We start from the raw sequence: 18,356 nt of genomic DNA, 5'->3' as shown, positions 1-18,356 counted from the left end.
ATACTATAATACATTTGAAAATCAACAGTATTATGAATTTTTTGTTCTTCTCTCTCTGTATCTACTGTGAGATTGTTAGTAGACACAAACTCCAGCGCCATGGAAGAGGTCGCCAGCAGTTCCTATTACCTCGCCCGATTGGCGGTGGAGCTGTATTGAATGGTATCGCAGTTCAAATTGTGATCTATATAAGTTGAAATAAATAACTTCTTCTAACCGTTGATTTCCGTTCCGAGCGGACGCTTTCCGCGGGCACGGCTTCAGCCAATCGAACAGCGAAGGGTTCGATTTGTTGCCAAACGCTACGCTTTTTGGCACAAAGGCCGTTCTTCGTGACGGCCTTCGCTGGAGTCGCCGCTCTGCACTCCAATCAACTAAGTTAATAGGTAAAATATTAAATTCAACTTAAATATAAGAACCAAAAAAGAGTTGTCCCTATTGGAGGCCAACTCTTTTTGTCATTCTTTTTTTAATTTCGATTCCTCATATTCTCCCCAGACAATATAGCCGATCCCTACAATGAAAGAGCCTATGCTGAAAATATCGAGAGTGTTTCCTATGTATGAGAGCATATTACGAAATAAATCCTTATCCCAACTCGAAATTCCGGAGCCAAAAATGGCTGCACTTATGAATTTCGTGGATAGTAAAAACGCAGATATCGCTATGAATCCAATTCCGGCCCCTCGTTTTGACATGTTATGCCCCCCTTTCCTCTTACATTCCATATTACAGGAAATTGAAAAAAAGAGAAGGAATCAAAGACTTCCTCCCCCTTCTATTTTGCATAGTGCGACACTTTTCCGGCATTTCCCCCTGCCTTCAGAGGGCATTGTAGATGGTGGAAAATCGGATGGCATGTTCCATTTCATCGTGCATGGCGATGAACACTGGATTATACGCCTGCTGAAAAGGGATGGTAAGAAGCATCTCCTTATAAGTCTCGACCGCCTCCAACTCATCGACGAGCGCCCGTTTTGCGCAGTCTTTTAAATCATAGCAAGGCAACATTTTCTTAGGATTTTGAACAAAGGTCCCAGTCATCATATAATAGAGTTGTTGGAACATTTCGTAATGGCTTTTTTCATCTTCATACGCATGTTTGATGAAATCCTGCCAAAGCGGATCATCCGTCTTGCCATGCATGGAACGGTAAAAATGATACGATCGATATTCGTCTTCAATGGCCTGCTTCAATTTATCGACAAACAATTCAGCACCCTCTCGCATCGTTTATCTTCAATTTATGCGTCCAGGCTGCGTCTTATGAAAAGGGGGATCCCAACCATGCTACAACACTTCAGCTTTCGGCCGATGTATGAAAATGCCCAATTGCCCGGCTGGACGATTGCGTTTTATTTCAAAAATAAACGGTACACCGCAGATTACCAACCAGACGGGACAATTCGGTGGACCGGCGATACACCGCCTGAAGAAGAAAATGTCACGAAAATGGTCCATGAACTGATGACTTTTCATGTGTATGAGTGAAGCCGTGCGATTCGGGAAATACTATGCTTTCACGAAACAAAGAGGAGGCATTGTATGGATAAGGAAAAATCACCGGAAAAAATGCATCAGGAAAAAAATCAGATGAAGATGCAGGAACAGAAGACCGAAAATGTCTTCGAAGACAAGAGTCGCGTACCAAATGAACAAAACGCTTGGAAAGAGACCCAGTACAAACGCGGGGAATAGTTTGAAAGGCGTACCTTGGGGACAGGGTACGCTTTTTTTATTGGTAATTAAGGGGAGCTGTTAGGGCGCGGCCAAACTGTCACGGCCCGTGTCAACTCTCTTGGCAATTCAGCAAACTACAAGGACAATCACTCCAACTGTAAGGACGCCAATAACTCTCCTAACTCCGCAAACTCTCATGGCAATTCCCCAAACTGTAAGGGCAATCACACCAACTGCAAAGCTGCACTGCCAAACCGCCAGTGCCAAATTCCATGGCTCTCATCCCCTCAGCAAACACTCCGCCCCTGTCGCTCCCTTCACATAAAATGGATATTCAATACGTGATTGAAAGCGAAACCATTTGTTTTTTTCTTGTAAATAAATTATCATTATCTTAACTCACTACTTTACCAATACAGGAGGTGTACACTTTGTTCAACCCCTCATTCGGGTGCGGGACAAAGTAAGCTTATTTGGACATTGCCATACGATTGGCAGCATTTGCTGCCTTGATCGCCCTCACCGCATTTTTTGTTGCGAGTGAATTTGCAATCGTAAAAGTACGAACAACACGGATCGACCAGCTGATCGGAGAAGGAAATCGCAAAGCAGTCAATGCGAAGAAAGTGATCGGTAATTTGGATGAATACTTATCCGCTTGTCAATTAGGGATCACCATCACAGCCCTTGGTCTGGGGATGCTCGGTGAACCGACTGTCAAACTGATCTTGGCTCCCGTTTTCACTTATCTCGATTTAACTCCAAATGTAACAACTATACTTTCTTTCGCGATTGCCTATATCTTTGTGACGTTTCTGCATGTTGTCGTAGGAGAATTGGCGCCCAAAACGATTGCCATCCAAAAAGCGGAGGAAATTACGCTTTCCTTCTCAAAACCGCTTATTTTGTTTTACCGCCTTATGTATCCCATCATCAAAGGGATGAATGGTTCCGCTCGCGCCATCATCAGGCTATTCGGTTTCAAATCAATTTCCGAATCGGAAGTGGCCCATACGGAAGAAGAGCTTCGGATGATTTTATCCGACAGTTTAAAAGGCGGCGAAATCAACCAAGCGGAATATAAATATGTAAATAAAATTTTTGAATTTGACGATCGAATCGCCAAGGAGATCATGGTGCCGCGTACTGAAATGATGACCATCGAGAAAGACTTGACGTTAAAAGACGTCTTTGATGTCATAGGCGTTGAGCAATATACGCGCTATCCGGTCACAGATGGTGACAAGGACCATGTCATCGGGCTCGTCAATATGAAAAATCTGTTGACGGCGTATATTAAAGATCCGGCAACCGGCAACCAACCGGTCATCGAGTATATGCAGCCGATCATCCGGGTTATCGAAACGATCCCGATTGGCGACCTGCTTCTCAAAATCCAACGCGAACGTATCCATATGGCCGTCCTGATGGATGAATACGGCGGAACGTCCGGGCTTGTCACCATAGAGGATATTCTAGAAGAGATCGTCGGCGAAATCCAAGACGAATTCGATACAGATGAAGTGCCCGAAGTCCAATTCATCGGCGATGGCCATTACATCTTGGATGCCAAAATGCTGATTGAAAATGTCAATGACGTCCTCGGCATCGACATTGACGAAGAGGATATCGACACGATCGGCGGATGGTTCATGACACAGCGTTTTGAAGCGATTCAAGGGGAAAAGATCGTGGAGCAAGGATATGAGTTTACGGTCAAAGACGTGGAAGGTCACCATATCCTTTACTTGGAAGTGATGAAATATATCGAGGAGGAAACCGGAGAACTTCCAGATCTATCGGTGGAATCTTGAAAAGAGGGCGACTCTCCATAACTGGGAGTCGCTCTTTCAATCGAAAGGCGGTACCTATTTAGATGGATCTTTATTCGAACTTGCGGGAAGGCGAAAGAGGAGCTTGGCTTAGTATTTGGACATACTTGGTGTTGAGTGCGGTCAAACTGGTGGCGGGCTATATCGGTTCCTCGGAAGCCTTGAAAGCGGATGGCTTGAACAATACGACGGATATTATCGCCTCTATCGCTATTTTGATCGGCTTACGGATTTCGCAGAAGCCGCCGGATGAGAACCATCATTACGGCCATCTCCGAGCAGAAACGGTGGCCTCCTTGATTGCGGCGTTCATCATGGCGTTCATCGGGATTGAGGTGCTGATCAATGCTGGAAAATCCATGGTTCATCCAATCGTTACCCCGCCTTCGTTGCTCACTGCTGTTATTGCTATCATCAGTGCAGCAGTCATGTTTTTGGTCTATCGTTTCAACTTGAAGTTATCGGAACGGATTGGCAGCGAAGCAATTCGGGCCGCCGCTTACGATAATCGTTCGGATGCCCTCGTCAGTGCGGGGACGGCGATCGGAATCGGCGGCGCCGTCATCGGTTTTCCGATCATCGACGCGATCACCGCGTTCATCATCGGAATTTTGATCATCTATACGGCTATTCAGATTTTCATTACGAATGTCTATGCGCTGACGGATGGATTCGATGAACAGGAAGTCGAAAACATATCCGGAGTTATCCGCGCCGTTCGCGGGGTCATCGAACTGAAGGAATTCAAGGGTCGAATGCACGGTAACTTGATGTTTGTCGATTTAACGGTCACCGTGGATCCGATGTTGAACGTCATCGAAAGCCACCGGATCACGGAGGACATCGAGCGGACAATCCTGAAAGAAAAGCCATTCAGCGTCGTCATGGTCCATATTGAGCCGGAAGGGATCGAATTGCATTCCCCAACAGAAAAGCAGTCTCCGTGAGGAGGCTGCTTTTTTATTGGGGATATAAAGTTGGATTTCGCCGCAGACATGGCTTCAGTCACGTGTCGCCATGACAGTTGGACTTTTGCCATGACAGTCCGGCCGACCCATGACAGTTTCCGCACGGGCCATGACAGTTCTCCCGATTGCCATGACAGTTGGACGTTTTGCCATGACAGTCTGGCCGACCCATGACAGTTTCCGCACGAGCCATGATAGTTCCCGGGATTGCCATGACAGTTGAACGATTTGCCATGACAGTCCGGCCGACCCATGACAGTTTTCGCACGAGCCATGATAGTTCCCCGGATTGCCATGACAGTTGGACTTTTTGCCATGACAGTCCGGCCGACCCCTGACAGTTCCCCCAATTGCCATGACAGTTCAGCCGCTCGTCGCTTCACTTTTTAACAAGCTGCTTCTTGACAGTTACTGTTTCTTATACTCAATATGATACACATCATGACGCCGGTCTTTCAGTTGTTTCACTGTTCCATCCTGGCGTTGGCGGCGCAGGATTTCGAGGTCGACGTCGCCGATCAGCACCATCTCCAAGTTGGCGTTCGTCTCGCCGACGATGCCGTCTCGGGCGAACTCGAAATCGGATGGGGCAAAGATGGCCGATTGGGCATACTGGATATCCATGTTCTCCGTTTGCGGCAAGTTTCCGACCGTTCCCGAGATGACGGTGTAGATTTGATTCTCCACCGCGCGTGCTTGGGCGCAATACCGGACGCGCAAATACCCTTGGCGGTCTTCCGTACAGAACGGTGTAAAAATGATATTCGCCCCCATATCGGTCGCGATGCGTGCCAATTCGGGGAATTCAATATCGTAACAGATCTGGATGGCGATTTTGCCGCAGTCGGTATCAAACACCCGGACCGAGTCCCCTGCACTAATGCCCCACCATTTCCGCTCATTCGGCGTAATGTGGATTTTGTATTGCTTTTCAATCGAACCGTCTCTTCGGAATAAATACGCGATATTGTAGATTTCCTCATCCTCTTCCTCCACAAAGTGGGATCCGCCAATAATGTTCACATTGTAACGGACCGCGAGGCTGGTGAAGAGCTCGATATACTGCGGCGTAAATTCGGTCATCCTACGCACTGCCTGACTCGGTGACGGTTCATCAAGGAAGGACATGAGCTGGGTTGTGAAAATTTCCGGGAAGACGACAAAATCCGAGTTAGCATCGGATGCCACATCCACGAAATATTCGCATTGGTGCGCCATTTCCTCAAAAGAAGAAATCTTCCTCATCAAATATTGAACAACACAAATCCGCACCGGATAGCTTGTCTTGAAATGCCGCTTCGTCAATGGCTTGTAGTCAACGTTATTCCATTCCATCAATGTTGCATACTTTTTGGATGCTTTGTCGTCCGGTAAATAATTCGGATTCACCCGCATGAGCGTAAAATCATTCATCAGTTGGAACGTCAATACTGGGTCATAGATTTTATGGCGGGAGACCGCATCGACATATTCACGCGGGGACATCTCATCCGCGTATTTGTGATAATTCGGTATCCGGCCACCGATAATGATCGACTTGAGATTCAACTGACGTGCAAGCTCTTTCCTTGCCTCATACAGCCGCTGCCCCACCTTCATCCGACGGTAGGCCGGGTGGACCATCACTTCGATGCCGTACATATTGTAGCCGTCCGGATTGTGATTCGTAATATAGCCTTCGTCCGTCACGTCGTCCCATGTGTGACGGTCATCATATTCGTCGAAGTTGATGATCAAGCTGGAGCATGAACCGATGATTTCGCCGTCGAGTTCCGCGACGAACTGCCCCTCCGGAAACATTGCCAAATGGCTTTTCAAATGGCCCTCTTCCCACGGATCCATCCCCGGGAAGCATTCCTCCTGCATCGCCAATATCTTCTCAATATCTTCCGCTTCCATCTGGCGGATGACCATACTGATTTCAAATGATGATAAATCGAATTCCTCGCTCACTTGGATCACCTCTTTTATCTGTTCTCTCTTCATTATATAGCACGGAGGGGACGGTTTATAATATTTTACTTGTCTTCACGCACCCCCTATAATCTAAGTGTAACCTTTTGACTGGAGTGGAGCCTATGCAGAAACGGCTGGAAAATGGCCTTATTTTCATTTGTATTACCGCTTTGATTGCGATGTTCGGGTCGTTATATTTCTCTGAGGTGCGTGGGTATGAACCTTGTAAGCTGTGCTGGTACCAGCGGATTCTCATGTATCCGATCGTATTGATAACCGGTATCGCACTCTATCAGAAAAATGCCCGGATTGCGTTGACGACTGCTGTTTTTTCGTTCATTGGCGGGTGTATTTCCCTGTATCATTACGGTATCCAGAAGTTGACCTTCTTACAGGATAGCGCTCCATCGTGTGGTAACGTGTCTTGTACAGGCCAGTATATCAATTACTTCGGTTTTATCACCATTCCTTTTCTGGCACTTATCGCATTTTTACTTATTTTTATTACAAGCCTTTTCCTTATGAAATGGCAGAAGGAGTCTAATTGAATTGAAAAAACTACTCATCATCGGCGGCATTATCGTCGTCATCTTTGGTCTGATCGTCTTTCTTTCCAATCAATCAGATCAAGCGAAGTTGAAGGACAATCCATATGGCACGGAGGATTTGAATAAAGCGACGATCGACTTGATCGGCAATGAAAACTACAAGAACATCATCCTGCCGGAGGATCTTTTCGAAAAAGTCGATTCCGGCGAACCGGTCACTGCTTATTTCTTCAGCCCGGATTGCCCATTCTGCATGGAAATGACGCCGAGAATGATGCCGATTGCGGATGAAATGGGCGTTCATGTCTACCAATACAATATGATGGAGTTTTCGGAAGCTGCCAAAGAAAGGTATGGCGTTGAGAGCTGGCCGACGCTTGTCCATTTTCGTGATGGGAAAGAAGTCGGTCGGATGAGCGGCGCGCAGCCCGATGAGAATATCCGGATGTTCTTCGAAGAATTCGAAGGTAAGTAAGGAGCGAATGGTATGTCCGTTTTTCATTACACGACAAGCGAAAATGGTCTGACGGTGGAGCATTTATTGCGGGAACGGTGGCGGGCCGGGAAAAAGACGGTCCATGAGTTGCGGATGGCGAAAGGCGTGAAGGATATGGACGGGGAGCCGATCGATTGGCGTTCGCCGCTTCCGGCAGGGACACGGCTGACGATTGAGTTCCCCCATGCACCTTCCTCCTATGAGTCGGATGATGCGAAGCATTTGGACGTCCTCTATGAGGATGAGCATATTCTTGCTGCTATGAAACCCGCTGGCATGGCGACCCACCCGGCGGAATCCCGAGGAAACGGCACGTTCATGAATCAAGTGATGGCATACGTACGGAACCGGGGTGGCGATTATGCGGAACATATCCATCGGCTCGATAAAGGGACTGCCGGGGCCATCCTCGTCGCCAAGCATCCGATCGCAAAGGCATTATTTGACCGGCTGTTGGAACAAGGTGAAATTACCCGAGTGTATTCGGCTGAAGTCGATGGCTACGTGAAGAGGCCAAGAGGAGCGATCAATTACCCGATCGGCCGCGACCGCCACCACCCGTCCAAGCGACGGGTGTCCCCGTCCGGCCAGTCCGCCCTAACTCATTTCCGTGTGAAACAGCGCACGGACGATTCCACTTTTGTCGAAGCGGAACTCGTGACAGGTCGAACCCATCAAATCCGTGTCCATATGGCCCATATCGGGCATCCTGTCAAAGGCGACACGTTATACGGCGGCAGTGAAACGCCCGATGGGAATTATCGATTAACTGCAACTAAACTTTCTTTTGTACATCCGATTACAGGTAAGCAAACGACGGTGGAAGTAAGCGAAACGTGAGAAGGCAAAAGCGCAGGCGTGAAAGATCGACGCTGGCATGGATTTGACAAAAAAGCATGGACTCCACTCATTCGGAGTTCCATGCTTTTTCTTTTCTATTCAGTTCGTCAGCTGGCGAATGCCGCTTTCCAGCCGTTCGTCCACTTCTTTGGCATCTTCGATATGCTGCACGATCAGATCGTGCGCTTGCGTAAAGAGTTCATTGGCCCCGACTAATTCTTGTTTCACTTTTTCGGAGAGCTGCTTCTGTTGTTCAATCATTTCTTGGATGGATCCAATATCCCCTTGGCTTTCTTCAATCGTGCTAAGGATCGTCTCAATCTTTGAAGCGGTCTCCAAGCTGACGGCAACTCCCTTTTCCACCAGTTCCGCACTTTTCCGGGTCGCTTCCAAAGCTTGTTCGATTTCGTTGCGTAAAGAGGTCGTCAAGGTTTGGATGTTCGCAGTGCTATCGGATGTACTTTCCGCCAGCTTTCTTACTTCTTGGGCAACGACCGCAAATCCTTTCCCATATTCTCCGGCGCGGGCTGCCTCAATGGAAGCGTTCAACGCCAACAAGTTCGTCTGGGCAGCTATGTCTTCAATCACTCCGACAATCGATTGAATTTCGACCGAGCGCTCGCTGAGGTTCTCCATATTCGTCTCGGATGCCTGGATCTGGTTCCCCAATTCTTTGATGACATCCGCAGTCGCATGCACTTCTTTCGTCCCTTCCGTAGCCTCTGCGACCATTACATAGGATTTCTCACGGAGGGAATTTCCGCATTCATTCAATTCCCGTGACTTCTCGGAGGATTGCTCACTTAAATCCCCGACATTCGTAAATCTTTTTTCTATTTGTCCAACGGCCTGCTCCAATACATTGTGCTGGGCATTCACTTTCTCATGTTGGTCGACAGCAGCGGCCAATTCGTTTTTTATATCAGTGATGCGTCCTAGTTCTTCCGTTTCTTTTTCGGCATAAGCCATTTTCAGACGTGCCAGTTCCTCTTTTAATCCTTCGTCTTGGACGGTATTCTTTCTACTTCTAAACAAGTCCATTCCCCCTGTTGGCTTTTTTTCATCATACCATAATTACCTGAGTTTACCAGAGTTCATATGAAAAAATACCCTATCCTAAAGTCATATATGTACCCCGCGTGAAATTCTATAAAAGTAATGATTGCATTTCTCCCCAAAAACGAATATTATGTTAAATGTAATCAATATAGTTCGTGTTTAAAGGAGGGCAACCCTTTGTTTCATTTAAATAAAGCGGGTACAAATGCCAAAACAGAAATTCTAGCAGGAATGACGACTTTTTTGACGATGGTCTATATCGTCATCGTCAACCCGATTATCTTGGCGGATGCCGGTGTGCCGTTCGACCAAGTATTTCTGGCGACCATCATTGCTACCGTAATCGGGACTTTATGGATGGCCTTATTCGCCAATTATCCGATCGCCATCGCCCCCGGGATGGGCTTAAACGCTTATTTTACATCTGTAGTTATTGCATCGGACGGCCAGCTCGATTATCTGACTGCGTTTTCAGCGGTGTTCATCGCGGGATTGCTGTTCATCATCCTATCCATGACTTCATTCCGGGAAAAATTGATTGAGTCCATTCCGGAAAATCTGAAGCATGGCATCACTGCAGGAATCGGATTGTTCATCGCATTTTTAGGGTTGCGATTGTCCGGACTCGTCGCTCCCCACGAGTCCAATTTAGTGAGACTTGGCGACCTGACGTCCCCTCCTGTGTTATTGACCCTATTTGGACTACTTGTCACAATCGTCCTGATGACTTTAAATGTCTATGGCGCCATTTTCATTGGGATGGTCATTACGGGCATTGTAGCTTTCTTTACGAATCAACTTCATTTCGAAGGTGCGCCTTGGAAGCTTCCACACTTGCCGGAGGGCATCCTCGTCTGGAATCCGCTCCAAGCGGTCGGAGATGTCGTTTCGCATGGTCTGTACGGCGTCGTCTTCGCGTTTTTAATAGTCACCTTATTCGATACGACGGGCACGATGATCGGCGTCGCCAAACAAGCCGGCCTTATGAAAGGGAAATCACTGCCGCGGGCGCGTCATGCGCTATTGGCTGATTCTGTAGCCGCTACAATAGGTTCCATGTTCGGAACAAGCCCGACATCCGCTTACGTCGAGTCCTCTTCGGGTGTCGCTGTCGGAGGGCGTACCGGGCTTACGACGCTGACTGTGGCCATCCTCTTTATCGGAGCCGCCTTTTTCAGCCCGGTCGTCTCAGCGCTCTCCGGGGTCTCGGCTATCACCGCTCCCGCGCTTATTATCGTCGGCAGTTTGATGATAGGCGTAGTGAAGCAAATTGACTGGGATCAATTTGACGAATCGTTTCCGGCGTTCCTTGTCATCCTGACGATGCCGTTGACTTCCAGCATCGCTACGGGGATCGCTCTCGGGTTCATCACTTATCCTTTATTGAAAGTGGTGAAAGGGAAAGGCAAACAGGTTCCCATTCTGCTCTATATTTTTGCCGCTCTCTTCACATACCAATTGCTCTTTTTGCCGCATTAAAAAACTGCCCTTCCGATCACCTTGTCGGAAGGGCAGTTCCTTTTATTCCAATCAAATCCGATAGCGGCTCGACATGAAAGCCGAAACAAATAGCGCGCCCGCTGTTATCAAATGCAAAAGCCATCCAATGACAGGGATGACGCTGGCAACGCTTGTGAAAAGCCCGAGAATCGAAGCGGCTTTCCCTTGTCCCTCTCGGATTGACAGTATGAGTGTGATCGCATGCAGGATGAACATGAGGAAGAGGGCATTATAGCCTGTCCCGATGACAAAGGCGCCACCGATGATTGGGATGGCTAAAAACGCCTCCGCTATGCCTGTGATCCATTTCATGCCGGTTGAATAATTCATAATGCTGTCCCTCCTCAATCCATTAGTTCTTATACGCTCCACGGGATCAAAAGTTTCACTTTTCCCCTCTTTGTCACAAATTTACCGGCCCGCTATACCAATTCATCAAAAACTGGGGTATAATAAACAAAGAACAACTGACATAACGGGAGGTATTTTCCATGACTCTAATTCTTATAATAGCTGTTTGCTTCGCATTCCTATCCGCTATTTTCACCGGTGGATACGAAGACAAACCGGGCAAAGTTAAAAAAGGATGATTGCTGAAAACGGGACAAGCCATTAGGCAGTCCCGTTTTTTTATACTAATCCCGGAAAATTTTGTTGCCGAAGCGCTTCATAGATCAGGATGGAGGCGGTATTCGACAAATTCAAAGAACGGATATTGTCGTTCATCGGAATGCGCAAACATTGCTCCGGACGGCTTTCGATAAGCTCATCCGGCAGTCCGGTCGTCTCTTTTCCAAAAACAAAGAAGAGATCCTTCGATTCATCCGAAAAATCGAAAGAGCTGTACGGCTTCGTCCCGAATTTCGTAATAAAGTAAAACTCCGCATTGGGGAAGGAAGCGAATAACTCCTCAATTCCATCATGATAACGGATATCGACAAACTCCCAATAATCGAGCCCTGCCCGTTTCAACATTTTATCATCCGTCGAAAATCCGAGCGGTTTAATCAAATGGAGTTTCGTCCCCGTCCCCGCGCAAGTTCGCGCGATATTCCCCGTATTGGCTGGAATGAGCGGTTCAAATAAAGCAACATGGATCGTCATCTCTACACTTCCTCTAGTTAAGCTGTTTCTCGATTGCCTTCTCAAGTTCTTCCCGGACGGCATCGTCTTGTTCCAGCAGCAATGCTTCTTCCATCGCGGAATTGCCGGTTTCCGTTCTGATTTCTCCGAGCGCCCACGCCGCGGTGCCCCGAATGACAGGACGGGGATCCTCTTTCAATAAGGTGATCAGCGCAGGAACGGCCGCTTCCTCTTTAAAATGCGCCAATGCAATGATGGCATTCCGTTGGATCGGATTTTTCCCTCGCCACGAACCCGAGACATGGCCAAAACGGTCTTTGAACTGCCGGTTCGATAATTGCAGCAATGGTTCCAGCAATGGCTTGGCCAGTTCCGGATCCGGTTGGAAAGCAGGCTGATGCAAATTATATTTCCTTCTATTCTTCGGGCAGACCGTTTGGCATGTATCACATCCATACAGGCGGTTCCCGATTTCCACACGAAATTCTTCATGAATCGCTGTTTTTGTTTGCGTCAGAAACGCGATACAGCGCTGTGCATTCAGTTGGCCACCTTGGATCAAGGCACCGGTCGGGCACGCATCCAGGCACAGCTTACAATCGCCGCATTCGTCTTCCATCGGTACATCCGGCTCGAATGGTATGTTTGTGATCATTTCACCTAAGTACACATAGGAACCGAACTCCGGTGTAATAATGGAACAGTTTTTACCCGACCAACCGATCCCCGCGCGCTCCGCTACTGCACGGTCCACGAGTTCTCCCGTATCGACCATCGAACGCAACTGGGCAGTTGGCGCGTATTCCTTTATATATTGCTCCAGAAGCTGCAATTTCTCCCGAAGCACTGTATGATAGTCCATTCCCCAGGATGCACGGCAAAAGAGCCCGCGCCGATCCCCTTTTTTTCCTTTCGGGGCATCCTGCATTTTGGATGGATAGGCGATTGCAATGGAAATGATGCTCTCCGCCTCATTCAGAAGCAACGCCGGTTCTGTCCGCTTATCCAAGTCTTTTTCCTCGAAACCGGACTGGTAGCCTAATTCCTGTTGCCGCCTTAATCGGTTTTTCATTTCCCGGAATGGGGCTGCTGTCGTAAAACCAATTTTGTCGATGCCGATGGAAGCCGCATACGTCCGGATCGCTTCTTGCAGCTGAACAGCATTCACCCTCTGTCGCCTCCTTTATGCTAAGATTACTATAAAACCAAGACAAGGGTGATGTCATTGATAATTGAAATGGATCAGAAACTACTGACCGACATGCCCGATTTGAAAATGGGCATTAATTATTATACCAAAATTACAGTGGAAGAATCGCCTCAAATGCTAAAAGGAAGACTGCAACTTTTCCAAGAACAACTTTTCTTTGAAATGGAAGACAAGCCACTTGCCGACTACGTCGGAATCAAAGAATGGCGCAGTGTCTGGAAATCATTAGGGGCAGATCCAAACCGGTATCGCCCTTCTGTCGAAGCCCTGATGCGCCGCGTGAAAAAACAAAATTATATCCAACCGTTCCACAGTGCGGTCGATTTGAATAACTTCTTCTCCTTGCAATATGAAATTCCCGTAGGCATCTATGACTTTGAGAAGACTATCGGCAATATCCGCGTATCTGTCGGTTCCGAAGAGGATGGCTATGAAGGATTGAATGGACGCTTCAACTCCCTGTCCGGCATTTTATTGCTGCAAGATGATTACAGCCCGTTTGGAAGCCCTTTTGTAGATTCAATTCGAACGGCAGTTACGCAAGAGACGACCTCTGCCCTACAAATATTCTTCATCCGGCCTTCCATGGATGCAGAGGAGGCGCTCGAACTGACCACCGCCTGCGCCAATATGTTCACCAGTATTAGCGGAGGAGACTCACAATCATTCGTTTTACATGCAGATGAGCACGTCATTACCATTGAGCCATAGGCTGCTGGAGGAGAAGCAAATGGGAAAGATTACATTGGCGGAAGCCGTAAAATTGAAGAGCATTCTCAAAAAGAAGATTCATGAATTGGAAATGGAAATGCGGCGGGTCGCTTTTACAACGGTAGAAAAAGGGAAAACACCCGTCACAGGGCCCCGTACTTTACCATTGGTCGAAGCTGAATTGGAGCAAGTCCGTTTAGATAGCCGCGTGCTCGATCGTCTCATGTACCGTGCGAATATCGACCATTCGATTGAATTCCAAGGACAGCAACTAGCGATTGTCGAAGCGATTGAACTAGCGACCCAGCTTCGGGCAAAGGCCAGCTTTTTTAAAGAGCTGGCCTCGGCTGATAAAGAAGAAATCCAATTCGGCTACGGGGAAAATACAACTTTCTACCGCATCGCCTTGTTTGATCCGGAAGAGTACAGACTAAAAGCATTACAGGCCGAAAAAGACGCGCACCAATTATCCAATCGCATCAACGCGAAAAACTATGCGATTGAACTGGATTTCGACGACGCGGCCTATTTCTAAACCTTGGTAAGGTGAGAGTCCTTTCCAAGGCATAGGGCACGGGATCTACAGTCCAATTTAATGGAGATCAACCAATGACCTGTACCCATTTATATTGTGACCCATTCCCGATATCCGACTACAGGCAACGCAACCATTACCTGACAAGCAATTTAGTATCGGTCCCCCCTATGGAAAACGCTCCTCCGCTTCGGCGGAAGGAGCGTTTTCAATTTTGAAAAGTACCTGTTTTCTCACCGTCGATCACTAGGAACCATTCCCCTTTTTCCGGGAAGCTCAAAGTGCCATGATAGAATAGCAGTTTTTTCGCTGTAGGTGCATGAACGGCCTCCCCATCCCGCTGAAATATTTGAGTGGAAACAAGCTCACCTTTCGAAGTTCTCACTTCAACGGAAATCTCCCCTTTTCCATCGTTATGCTTTTCAATGAACACTTCTGTTTCCACGCCCGGTTTCATTTCCATCGGGGAATCCGTCAATGTATAGGTCTCCGTTTGAGGAAAAGGTGGCAGGACATCGACGGTGAACTCCTCAAACAGCTCTGTGCCTACATAGAAGGACACTTGCCAATCTCCCTCTTTCGGGAAAGGTGCGAATGTCGTCAACGCATGGGCATCCTCTTCGTATAATGGTTTGCTCAGGAATCCTTCGGATAAAGTAATACGCTCTCCCTGTGCATTGGTAGCTTCTACTTTGAACGGTTCATCCGCCAAAGCCGGTGTGCCCCAGAAAAAGAGCATCAATTTGGCGACCCGGCGCTGGTCCTCTGCCACAAAATGGGCCGGGCCGAGAATGCCTACCTTGCCTTCCACTCCGATCAGCTCATATGGAGGAGCGGAGAACACGTTTCCGTAGTCTGCCAATTGACGTTGCTGTCCCACATTCCAATGAAGCGGATTTCCGCTTTGTGATAGAAATAACATCAAAAGGATTACTGCAATTCCAATGGAAGACAGCAGTGGAGCAATCCGCTTTTTTCGGTTCTGTTCTTCCTCAGATCCAGCCAGGTGTCGTAGGATGGCTTTCTTTTTTTCTTCTGGTAATGAATGTTGCGGAAGGCTTGTAAGCTGATTACGTAATTCCTTTATCTCGTCCATTGGCAGTTTCCTCCTCTTCCAATACTTGTTTAAGCTTCTTTAGTGCCCGATGATACATAACATTCACTGCATTATCCGTGCTGTTCAAAATGGTGGCAGCCTCTTTCGAAGACAGCTCCAAGATCCCTCGGAGAATGACCAATTCCCGAGGCTTCGGGGAAAGGCGACGAATAGCCCGATAAAGCTCCTCTGTAGCCTGGCTGCGGATCAGCTGCCCTTCCACCTCGTCCATCCCCCTTTGCTCAGCACCCAGCAAATGAGCAAGCCGTGACCAACGCTGCCGCCTGCGATACGTATCCAGCACCTGATTGCGCGCAATGGAAATCAGCCATGTCTTCGGATGAGCATCCCCTTTAAAGGTAGACAACTTTTTCAGGGCAATCATGAAAGTATCCTGGACTAGATCTTCCACATCCATCCGTCCGGTAAAATAAATCAAAAAACTGGTAACCTCTCTCTCATATTGATGAAACCAGTCCTCAATTGAATGCCGAGTCACATCGTGTTCCCTCCCTTTATTCATTAGACGTTCCAGATAGATAAATCTTACAAGAGTTTTTATTCAGTGGGGACTTTTTTATCCTTGTAAGGAAATGGGTAATATTCATACGGAGAAGCGCTTCAGATGGGTTCAAGCGGGGGAGTAAAGCAGTGGGCAGAGAAGGGAATGGACTGATGACTGGACCGCACTCTAAAACAGTTTGAAGAGCATTGGCGAGCAGGAGCATTTCTCAAACCTGTTTCCTCCAGCAAATAAATAAAAAACGATACAACCAAAGTTGTATCGTTTTTCGTGGATACCCGAGGCCGGACTTGAACCGGCACGCCTCGCGGCATCGCATTTTGAGTGCGACGTGTCTGCCATTCCACCACTCGGGCATAATATAAAGTTACGAAGCATAAAATCTGGAGGCGGCAACCGGAATCGAACCGGTGGTAAGGGTGTTGCAGACCCGTGCCTTACCGCTTGGCTATGCCGCCGTAGAAAAAGTGGAGCGGAAGACGGGATTCGAACCCGCGACCCCGACCTTGGCAAGGTCGTATTCTACCACTGAACTACTTCCGCAACTACTGGGGTAGCTGGATTCGAACCAACGAATGACGGAGTCAAAGTCCGTTGCCTTACCGCTTGGCTATACCCCAAAATTAATGGGGCGACTGAAGGGAATCGAACCCTCGAATGTCGGAACCACAATCCGATGCGTTAACCACTTCGCCACAATCGCCACTATAATATAACGTGTTCACAACATGGATGGGGCGGCTGAAGGGAATCGAACCCTCGAATGTCGGAACCACAATCCGATGCGTTAACCACTTCGCCACAACCGCCATAAGGTTGGCTAGAAATAGCTAGAATAAATGGCAGGGGCAGTAGGAATCGAACCCACACCAAAGGTTTTGGAGACCTCTATTCTACCGTTAAACTATGCCCCTGTAAAATGGTGGTGGGGGACGGATTCGAACCGCCGAACCCGGAGGGAGCGGATTTACAGTCCGCCGCGTTTAGCCACTTCGCTACCCCACCTAGGGTATGGTGCCGGCGAAAGGACTTGAACCCTCAACCTACTGATTACAAGTCAGTTGCTCTACCAATTGAGCTACACCGGCACGGTGATTAAATGGTGGCTCAGGACGGAATCGAACCGCCGACACAAGGATTTTCAGTCCTTTGCTCTACCGACTGAGCTACTGAGCCACATAATATTTATTAGATTTGAATCGGTATTGAATATTCTGTTCAAACCTATGTATAAAAAACAAATGGCGGTCCCGACCGGGATCGAACCGGCGATCTCCTGCGTGACAGGCAGGCATGTTAACCGCTACACCACGGGACCATTTGGTTGCGGGGGCAGGATTTGAACCTGCGACCTTCGGGTTATGAGCCCGACGAGCTACCACTGCTCCACCCCGCGACGATAGTATTCAAAAGCATTATGACTTTCACGCAATTCGCATAAGGGACACCTTACGCTTCGCTGTCGGTGTTAATCGCATTCTTCGTAATGCGATTTGCTCCACCCGCGATAATATTATGGTGGAGGATGACGGGTTCGAACCGCCGACCCCCTGCTTGTAAGGCAGGTGCTCTCCCAGCTGAGCTAATCCTCCGGTTTAAAGCGTGTTAAGCTGCGCATCTCTTCGTCAGCCGCTTTCGCTCAATCAGTCACGTACTAAGGTACGCTCCTTCTTTATCTCAATTGCTTCCTCGACCTGCTTGCTTCTCCCGCTTTAAACAGGATTCGCAATTAGCTATAAAGGTTTATTGAGAATTAAAATGGTGACCCCTACGGGATTCGAACCCGTGTTACCGCCGTGAAAGGGCGGTGTCTTAACCGCTTGACCAAGGGGCCATATTCAATAAAGGTATAAAAACTGGCGGAGAGCAAGGGATTTGAACCCTTGATACGCGGTTAGCGTATACACGATTTCCAATCGTGCTCCTTCGGCCACTCGGACAGCTCTCCAATTGGCTCCGCAGGTAGGATTCGAACCTACGACCGATCGGTTAACAGCCGATTGCTCTACCACTGAGCTACTGCGGAATAATAACTTTACTAATACTCAGTAGTCATTTGGAATGACAGCCCAGCGACGTCCTACTCTCACAGGGGGAAGCCCCCGACTACCATCGGCGCTGAAGAGCTTAACTTCCGTGTTCGGTATGGGAACGGGTGTGACCTCTTCGCCATCGGCACTGGACTATTTTCCACAAGACAAGACTTATTATACTAAAGTCTAGCGAGTATTTCAAGCGTTTTTCAAAATTAATTAATTTTGTTCGCTCAAAACCGGATAAAACCAACATTGTCTGCCACAAGCCATGCAACCTTTGTAT

General features: G+C 47.9%; 20 protein-coding genes, 16 tRNA genes and 1 rRNA gene. 10 read left to right on the top strand and 27 right to left on the bottom strand.

Going from position 1 to position 18,356, the window contains the following annotated elements:
• Positions 1–458 precede the first annotated feature (458 nt).
• Together MKY41_RS18680 and MKY41_RS18675 are read right to left on the bottom strand one after the other, a co-directional pair.
• Entirely contained in the window at positions 459–698 is a 240-nt protein-coding gene (locus MKY41_RS18680; protein ID WP_340746508.1) for a hypothetical protein, read from the bottom strand.
• A 124-nt stretch (positions 699–822) separates the two neighbouring features.
• Positions 823–1,212, bottom strand: coding sequence for a ferritin-like domain-containing protein (locus MKY41_RS18675; protein ID WP_340746507.1), 390 nt, complete (start codon positions 1,210–1,212; stop codon positions 823–825).
• A 75-nt stretch (positions 1,213–1,287) separates the two neighbouring features.
• On the opposite strand from MKY41_RS18675, the gene MKY41_RS18670 reads away from it, so the two are divergent.
• From MKY41_RS18670 to MKY41_RS18655, 4 genes are all read left to right on the top strand, one after another.
• A complete protein-coding gene (locus tag MKY41_RS18670) occupies positions 1,288–1,491 on the top strand; it encodes a YheE family protein (RefSeq protein WP_340746506.1) in 204 nt (67 codons plus the stop codon).
• A gap of 54 nt (positions 1,492–1,545) precedes the next feature.
• Positions 1,546–1,698 (top strand): hypothetical protein, encoded by a 153-nt coding sequence (locus MKY41_RS18665; RefSeq protein WP_340746505.1) that lies wholly within the window; start codon positions 1,546–1,548, stop codon positions 1,696–1,698.
• A 455-nt stretch (positions 1,699–2,153) separates the two neighbouring features.
• On the top strand, positions 2,154–3,494 hold the full coding sequence (locus MKY41_RS18660; protein WP_340746504.1) for a hemolysin family protein: 1,341 nt from the start codon (positions 2,154–2,156) through the stop codon (positions 3,492–3,494).
• A gap of 62 nt (positions 3,495–3,556) precedes the next feature.
• Entirely contained in the window at positions 3,557–4,459 is a 903-nt protein-coding gene (locus MKY41_RS18655) for a cation diffusion facilitator family transporter (protein ID WP_340746503.1), read from the top strand.
• Between the two features lie 54 nt (positions 4,460–4,513).
• Here the strand turns inward: MKY41_RS18655 and MKY41_RS18650 are convergent, their stop codons facing one another.
• Together MKY41_RS18650 and MKY41_RS18645 are read right to left on the bottom strand one after the other, a co-directional pair.
• Positions 4,514–4,837: a hypothetical protein gene (locus MKY41_RS18650; RefSeq protein ID WP_340746502.1), complete on the bottom strand. Its 324-nt coding sequence runs from the start codon at positions 4,835–4,837 to the stop codon at positions 4,514–4,516.
• 51 nt (positions 4,838–4,888) lie between these two features.
• The gene (locus MKY41_RS18645; RefSeq protein ID WP_340746501.1) at positions 4,889–6,433 is read right to left on the bottom strand and encodes a GNAT family N-acetyltransferase; all 1,545 of its coding nucleotides are present in this window, start codon (positions 6,431–6,433) and stop codon (positions 4,889–4,891) included.
• A 125-nt stretch (positions 6,434–6,558) separates the two neighbouring features.
• Between MKY41_RS18645 and MKY41_RS18640 the strand changes: the two genes are divergently transcribed.
• From MKY41_RS18640 to MKY41_RS18630, 3 genes are read left to right on the top strand one after another with little or no spacing between them, the layout of a single operon-like run.
• Positions 6,559–6,984 carry a disulfide oxidoreductase gene (locus tag MKY41_RS18640; RefSeq protein ID WP_340746500.1) on the top strand — a complete coding sequence of 142 codons (426 nt, stop codon included), beginning with the start codon at positions 6,559–6,561 and terminating at the stop codon, positions 6,982–6,984.
• Between the two features lies 1 nt (position 6,985).
• Positions 6,986–7,459 (top strand): thioredoxin family protein, encoded by a 474-nt coding sequence (locus tag MKY41_RS18635; RefSeq protein ID WP_340746499.1) that lies wholly within the window; start codon positions 6,986–6,988, stop codon positions 7,457–7,459.
• A gap of 12 nt (positions 7,460–7,471) precedes the next feature.
• On the top strand, positions 7,472–8,320 hold the full coding sequence (locus MKY41_RS18630) for an RluA family pseudouridine synthase (RefSeq protein WP_340746498.1): 849 nt from the start codon (positions 7,472–7,474) through the stop codon (positions 8,318–8,320).
• 99 nt (positions 8,321–8,419) lie between these two features.
• On the opposite strand, the gene MKY41_RS18625 is transcribed toward MKY41_RS18630, so the two are convergent.
• Positions 8,420–9,355, bottom strand: a complete 936-nt coding sequence (locus MKY41_RS18625) for a methyl-accepting chemotaxis protein (RefSeq protein WP_340746497.1) — start codon at positions 9,353–9,355, stop codon at positions 8,420–8,422.
• A 201-nt stretch (positions 9,356–9,556) separates the two neighbouring features.
• Between MKY41_RS18625 and MKY41_RS18620 the strand changes: the two genes are divergently transcribed.
• Complete coding sequence (locus MKY41_RS18620) at positions 9,557–10,858, top strand: NCS2 family permease (protein ID WP_340746496.1); 1,302 nt, start codon at positions 9,557–9,559, stop codon at positions 10,856–10,858.
• Between the two features lie 51 nt (positions 10,859–10,909).
• On the opposite strand, the gene MKY41_RS18615 is transcribed toward MKY41_RS18620, so the two are convergent.
• From MKY41_RS18615 to queG, 3 genes are all read right to left on the bottom strand, one after another.
• A complete protein-coding gene (locus MKY41_RS18615) occupies positions 10,910–11,209 on the bottom strand; it encodes a hypothetical protein (protein WP_340746495.1) in 300 nt (99 codons plus the stop codon).
• 300 nt (positions 11,210–11,509) lie between these two features.
• Positions 11,510–11,983: a tRNA (uridine(34)/cytosine(34)/5-carboxymethylaminomethyluridine(34)-2'-O)-methyltransferase TrmL gene (trmL, locus tag MKY41_RS18610; protein WP_340746494.1), complete on the bottom strand. Its 474-nt coding sequence runs from the start codon at positions 11,981–11,983 to the stop codon at positions 11,510–11,512.
• Between the two features lie 13 nt (positions 11,984–11,996).
• Positions 11,997–13,130: a tRNA epoxyqueuosine(34) reductase QueG gene (queG, locus tag MKY41_RS18605; RefSeq protein ID WP_340746493.1), complete on the bottom strand. Its 1,134-nt coding sequence runs from the start codon at positions 13,128–13,130 to the stop codon at positions 11,997–11,999.
• Positions 13,131–13,187: 57 nt separating this feature from the next.
• Here queG and MKY41_RS18600 point away from each other — a divergent pair, with 57 nt between their 5' ends.
• On the top strand, positions 13,188–13,883 hold the full coding sequence (locus tag MKY41_RS18600; RefSeq protein ID WP_340746492.1) for a B3/B4 domain-containing protein: 696 nt from the start codon (positions 13,188–13,190) through the stop codon (positions 13,881–13,883).
• A 19-nt stretch (positions 13,884–13,902) separates the two neighbouring features.
• A complete protein-coding gene (locus MKY41_RS18595) occupies positions 13,903–14,418 on the top strand; it encodes a hypothetical protein (protein ID WP_340746491.1) in 516 nt (171 codons plus the stop codon).
• A 208-nt stretch (positions 14,419–14,626) separates the two neighbouring features.
• On the opposite strand, the gene MKY41_RS18590 is transcribed toward MKY41_RS18595, so the two are convergent.
• From MKY41_RS18590 to rrf, 19 genes are all read right to left on the bottom strand, one after another.
• Positions 14,627–15,514 carry a hypothetical protein gene (locus MKY41_RS18590; RefSeq protein WP_340746490.1) on the bottom strand — a complete coding sequence of 296 codons (888 nt, stop codon included), beginning with the start codon at positions 15,512–15,514 and terminating at the stop codon, positions 14,627–14,629.
• Positions 15,489–16,013, bottom strand: coding sequence for an RNA polymerase sigma factor (locus MKY41_RS18585; protein ID WP_340746489.1), 525 nt, complete (start codon positions 16,011–16,013; stop codon positions 15,489–15,491). The genes MKY41_RS18590 and MKY41_RS18585 overlap by 26 nt, the downstream gene beginning before the upstream one ends.
• 299 nt (positions 16,014–16,312) lie before the next feature.
• Positions 16,313–16,393, bottom strand: a tRNA-Leu gene (locus tag MKY41_RS18580).
• Between the two features lie 28 nt (positions 16,394–16,421).
• Positions 16,422–16,495 (bottom strand) — tRNA-Cys (locus MKY41_RS18575).
• A gap of 10 nt (positions 16,496–16,505) precedes the next feature.
• Positions 16,506–16,580 (bottom strand) — tRNA-Gly (locus MKY41_RS18570).
• A gap of 5 nt (positions 16,581–16,585) precedes the next feature.
• Positions 16,586–16,657: transfer RNA gene (locus MKY41_RS18565), tRNA-Gln, on the bottom strand.
• A 7-nt stretch (positions 16,658–16,664) separates the two neighbouring features.
• Positions 16,665–16,740: transfer RNA gene (locus MKY41_RS18560), tRNA-His, on the bottom strand.
• 30 nt (positions 16,741–16,770) lie between these two features.
• Positions 16,771–16,846, bottom strand: a tRNA-His gene (locus tag MKY41_RS18555).
• 31 nt (positions 16,847–16,877) lie between these two features.
• A tRNA-Trp gene (locus MKY41_RS18550) sits at positions 16,878–16,951 on the bottom strand.
• Positions 16,952–16,957: 6 nt separating this feature from the next.
• Positions 16,958–17,042 (bottom strand) — tRNA-Tyr (locus tag MKY41_RS18545).
• A gap of 7 nt (positions 17,043–17,049) precedes the next feature.
• Positions 17,050–17,125: transfer RNA gene (locus MKY41_RS18540), tRNA-Thr, on the bottom strand.
• Positions 17,126–17,137: 12 nt separating this feature from the next.
• A tRNA-Phe gene (locus tag MKY41_RS18535) sits at positions 17,138–17,213 on the bottom strand.
• 66 nt (positions 17,214–17,279) lie between these two features.
• Positions 17,280–17,355: transfer RNA gene (locus MKY41_RS18530), tRNA-Asp, on the bottom strand.
• Between the two features lie 3 nt (positions 17,356–17,358).
• A tRNA-Met gene (locus MKY41_RS18525) sits at positions 17,359–17,433 on the bottom strand.
• Positions 17,434–17,553: 120 nt separating this feature from the next.
• Positions 17,554–17,629, bottom strand: a tRNA-Val gene (locus MKY41_RS18520).
• Positions 17,630–17,796: 167 nt separating this feature from the next.
• Positions 17,797–17,871, bottom strand: a tRNA-Glu gene (locus MKY41_RS18515).
• A 23-nt stretch (positions 17,872–17,894) separates the two neighbouring features.
• Positions 17,895–17,985, bottom strand: a tRNA-Ser gene (locus MKY41_RS18510).
• Positions 17,986–17,988: 3 nt separating this feature from the next.
• Positions 17,989–18,063 (bottom strand) — tRNA-Asn (locus MKY41_RS18505).
• A 41-nt stretch (positions 18,064–18,104) separates the two neighbouring features.
• Positions 18,105–18,220 (bottom strand): 5S ribosomal RNA (gene rrf / locus MKY41_RS18500).
• Positions 18,221–18,356: the final 136 nt, after the last annotated feature.

This window comes from Sporosarcina sp. FSL W7-1349 (assembly GCF_038003045.1).
Taxonomy (GTDB): domain Bacteria; phylum Bacillota; class Bacilli; order Bacillales_A; family Planococcaceae; genus Sporosarcina.
The sequence above is the reverse complement of the archived record's forward strand: the minus strand, read 5'-3'. Positions and strand labels throughout refer to the sequence as shown.

Bases quoted from the DNA above. Each gene is read 5' to 3' on its own strand.
- MKY41_RS18680 (WP_340746508.1), bottom strand. From the start codon at position 698: ATGTCAAAACGAGGGGCCGGAATTGGATTCATAGCGATATCTGCGTTT.
- MKY41_RS18670 (WP_340746506.1), top strand. From the start codon at position 1,288: ATGCTACAACACTTCAGCTTTCGGCCGATGTATGAAAATGCCCAATTG.
- MKY41_RS18665 (WP_340746505.1), top strand. From the start codon at position 1,546: ATGGATAAGGAAAAATCACCGGAAAAAATGCATCAGGAAAAAAATCAG.
- MKY41_RS18655 (WP_340746503.1), top strand. From the start codon at position 3,557: ATGGATCTTTATTCGAACTTGCGGGAAGGCGAAAGAGGAGCTTGGCTT.
- MKY41_RS18650 (WP_340746502.1), bottom strand. From the start codon at position 4,837: ATGGCAATTGGGGGAACTGTCAGGGGTCGGCCGGACTGTCATGGCAAA.
- MKY41_RS18640 (WP_340746500.1), top strand. From the start codon at position 6,559: ATGCAGAAACGGCTGGAAAATGGCCTTATTTTCATTTGTATTACCGCT.
- MKY41_RS18630 (WP_340746498.1), top strand. From the start codon at position 7,472: ATGTCCGTTTTTCATTACACGACAAGCGAAAATGGTCTGACGGTGGAG.
- MKY41_RS18615 (WP_340746495.1), bottom strand. From the start codon at position 11,209: ATGAATTATTCAACCGGCATGAAATGGATCACAGGCATAGCGGAGGCG.
- trmL (WP_340746494.1), bottom strand. From the start codon at position 11,983: ATGACGATCCATGTTGCTTTATTTGAACCGCTCATTCCAGCCAATACG.
- MKY41_RS18595 (WP_340746491.1), top strand. From the start codon at position 13,903: ATGGGAAAGATTACATTGGCGGAAGCCGTAAAATTGAAGAGCATTCTC.
- MKY41_RS18590 (WP_340746490.1), bottom strand. From the start codon at position 15,514: ATGGACGAGATAAAGGAATTACGTAATCAGCTTACAAGCCTTCCGCAA.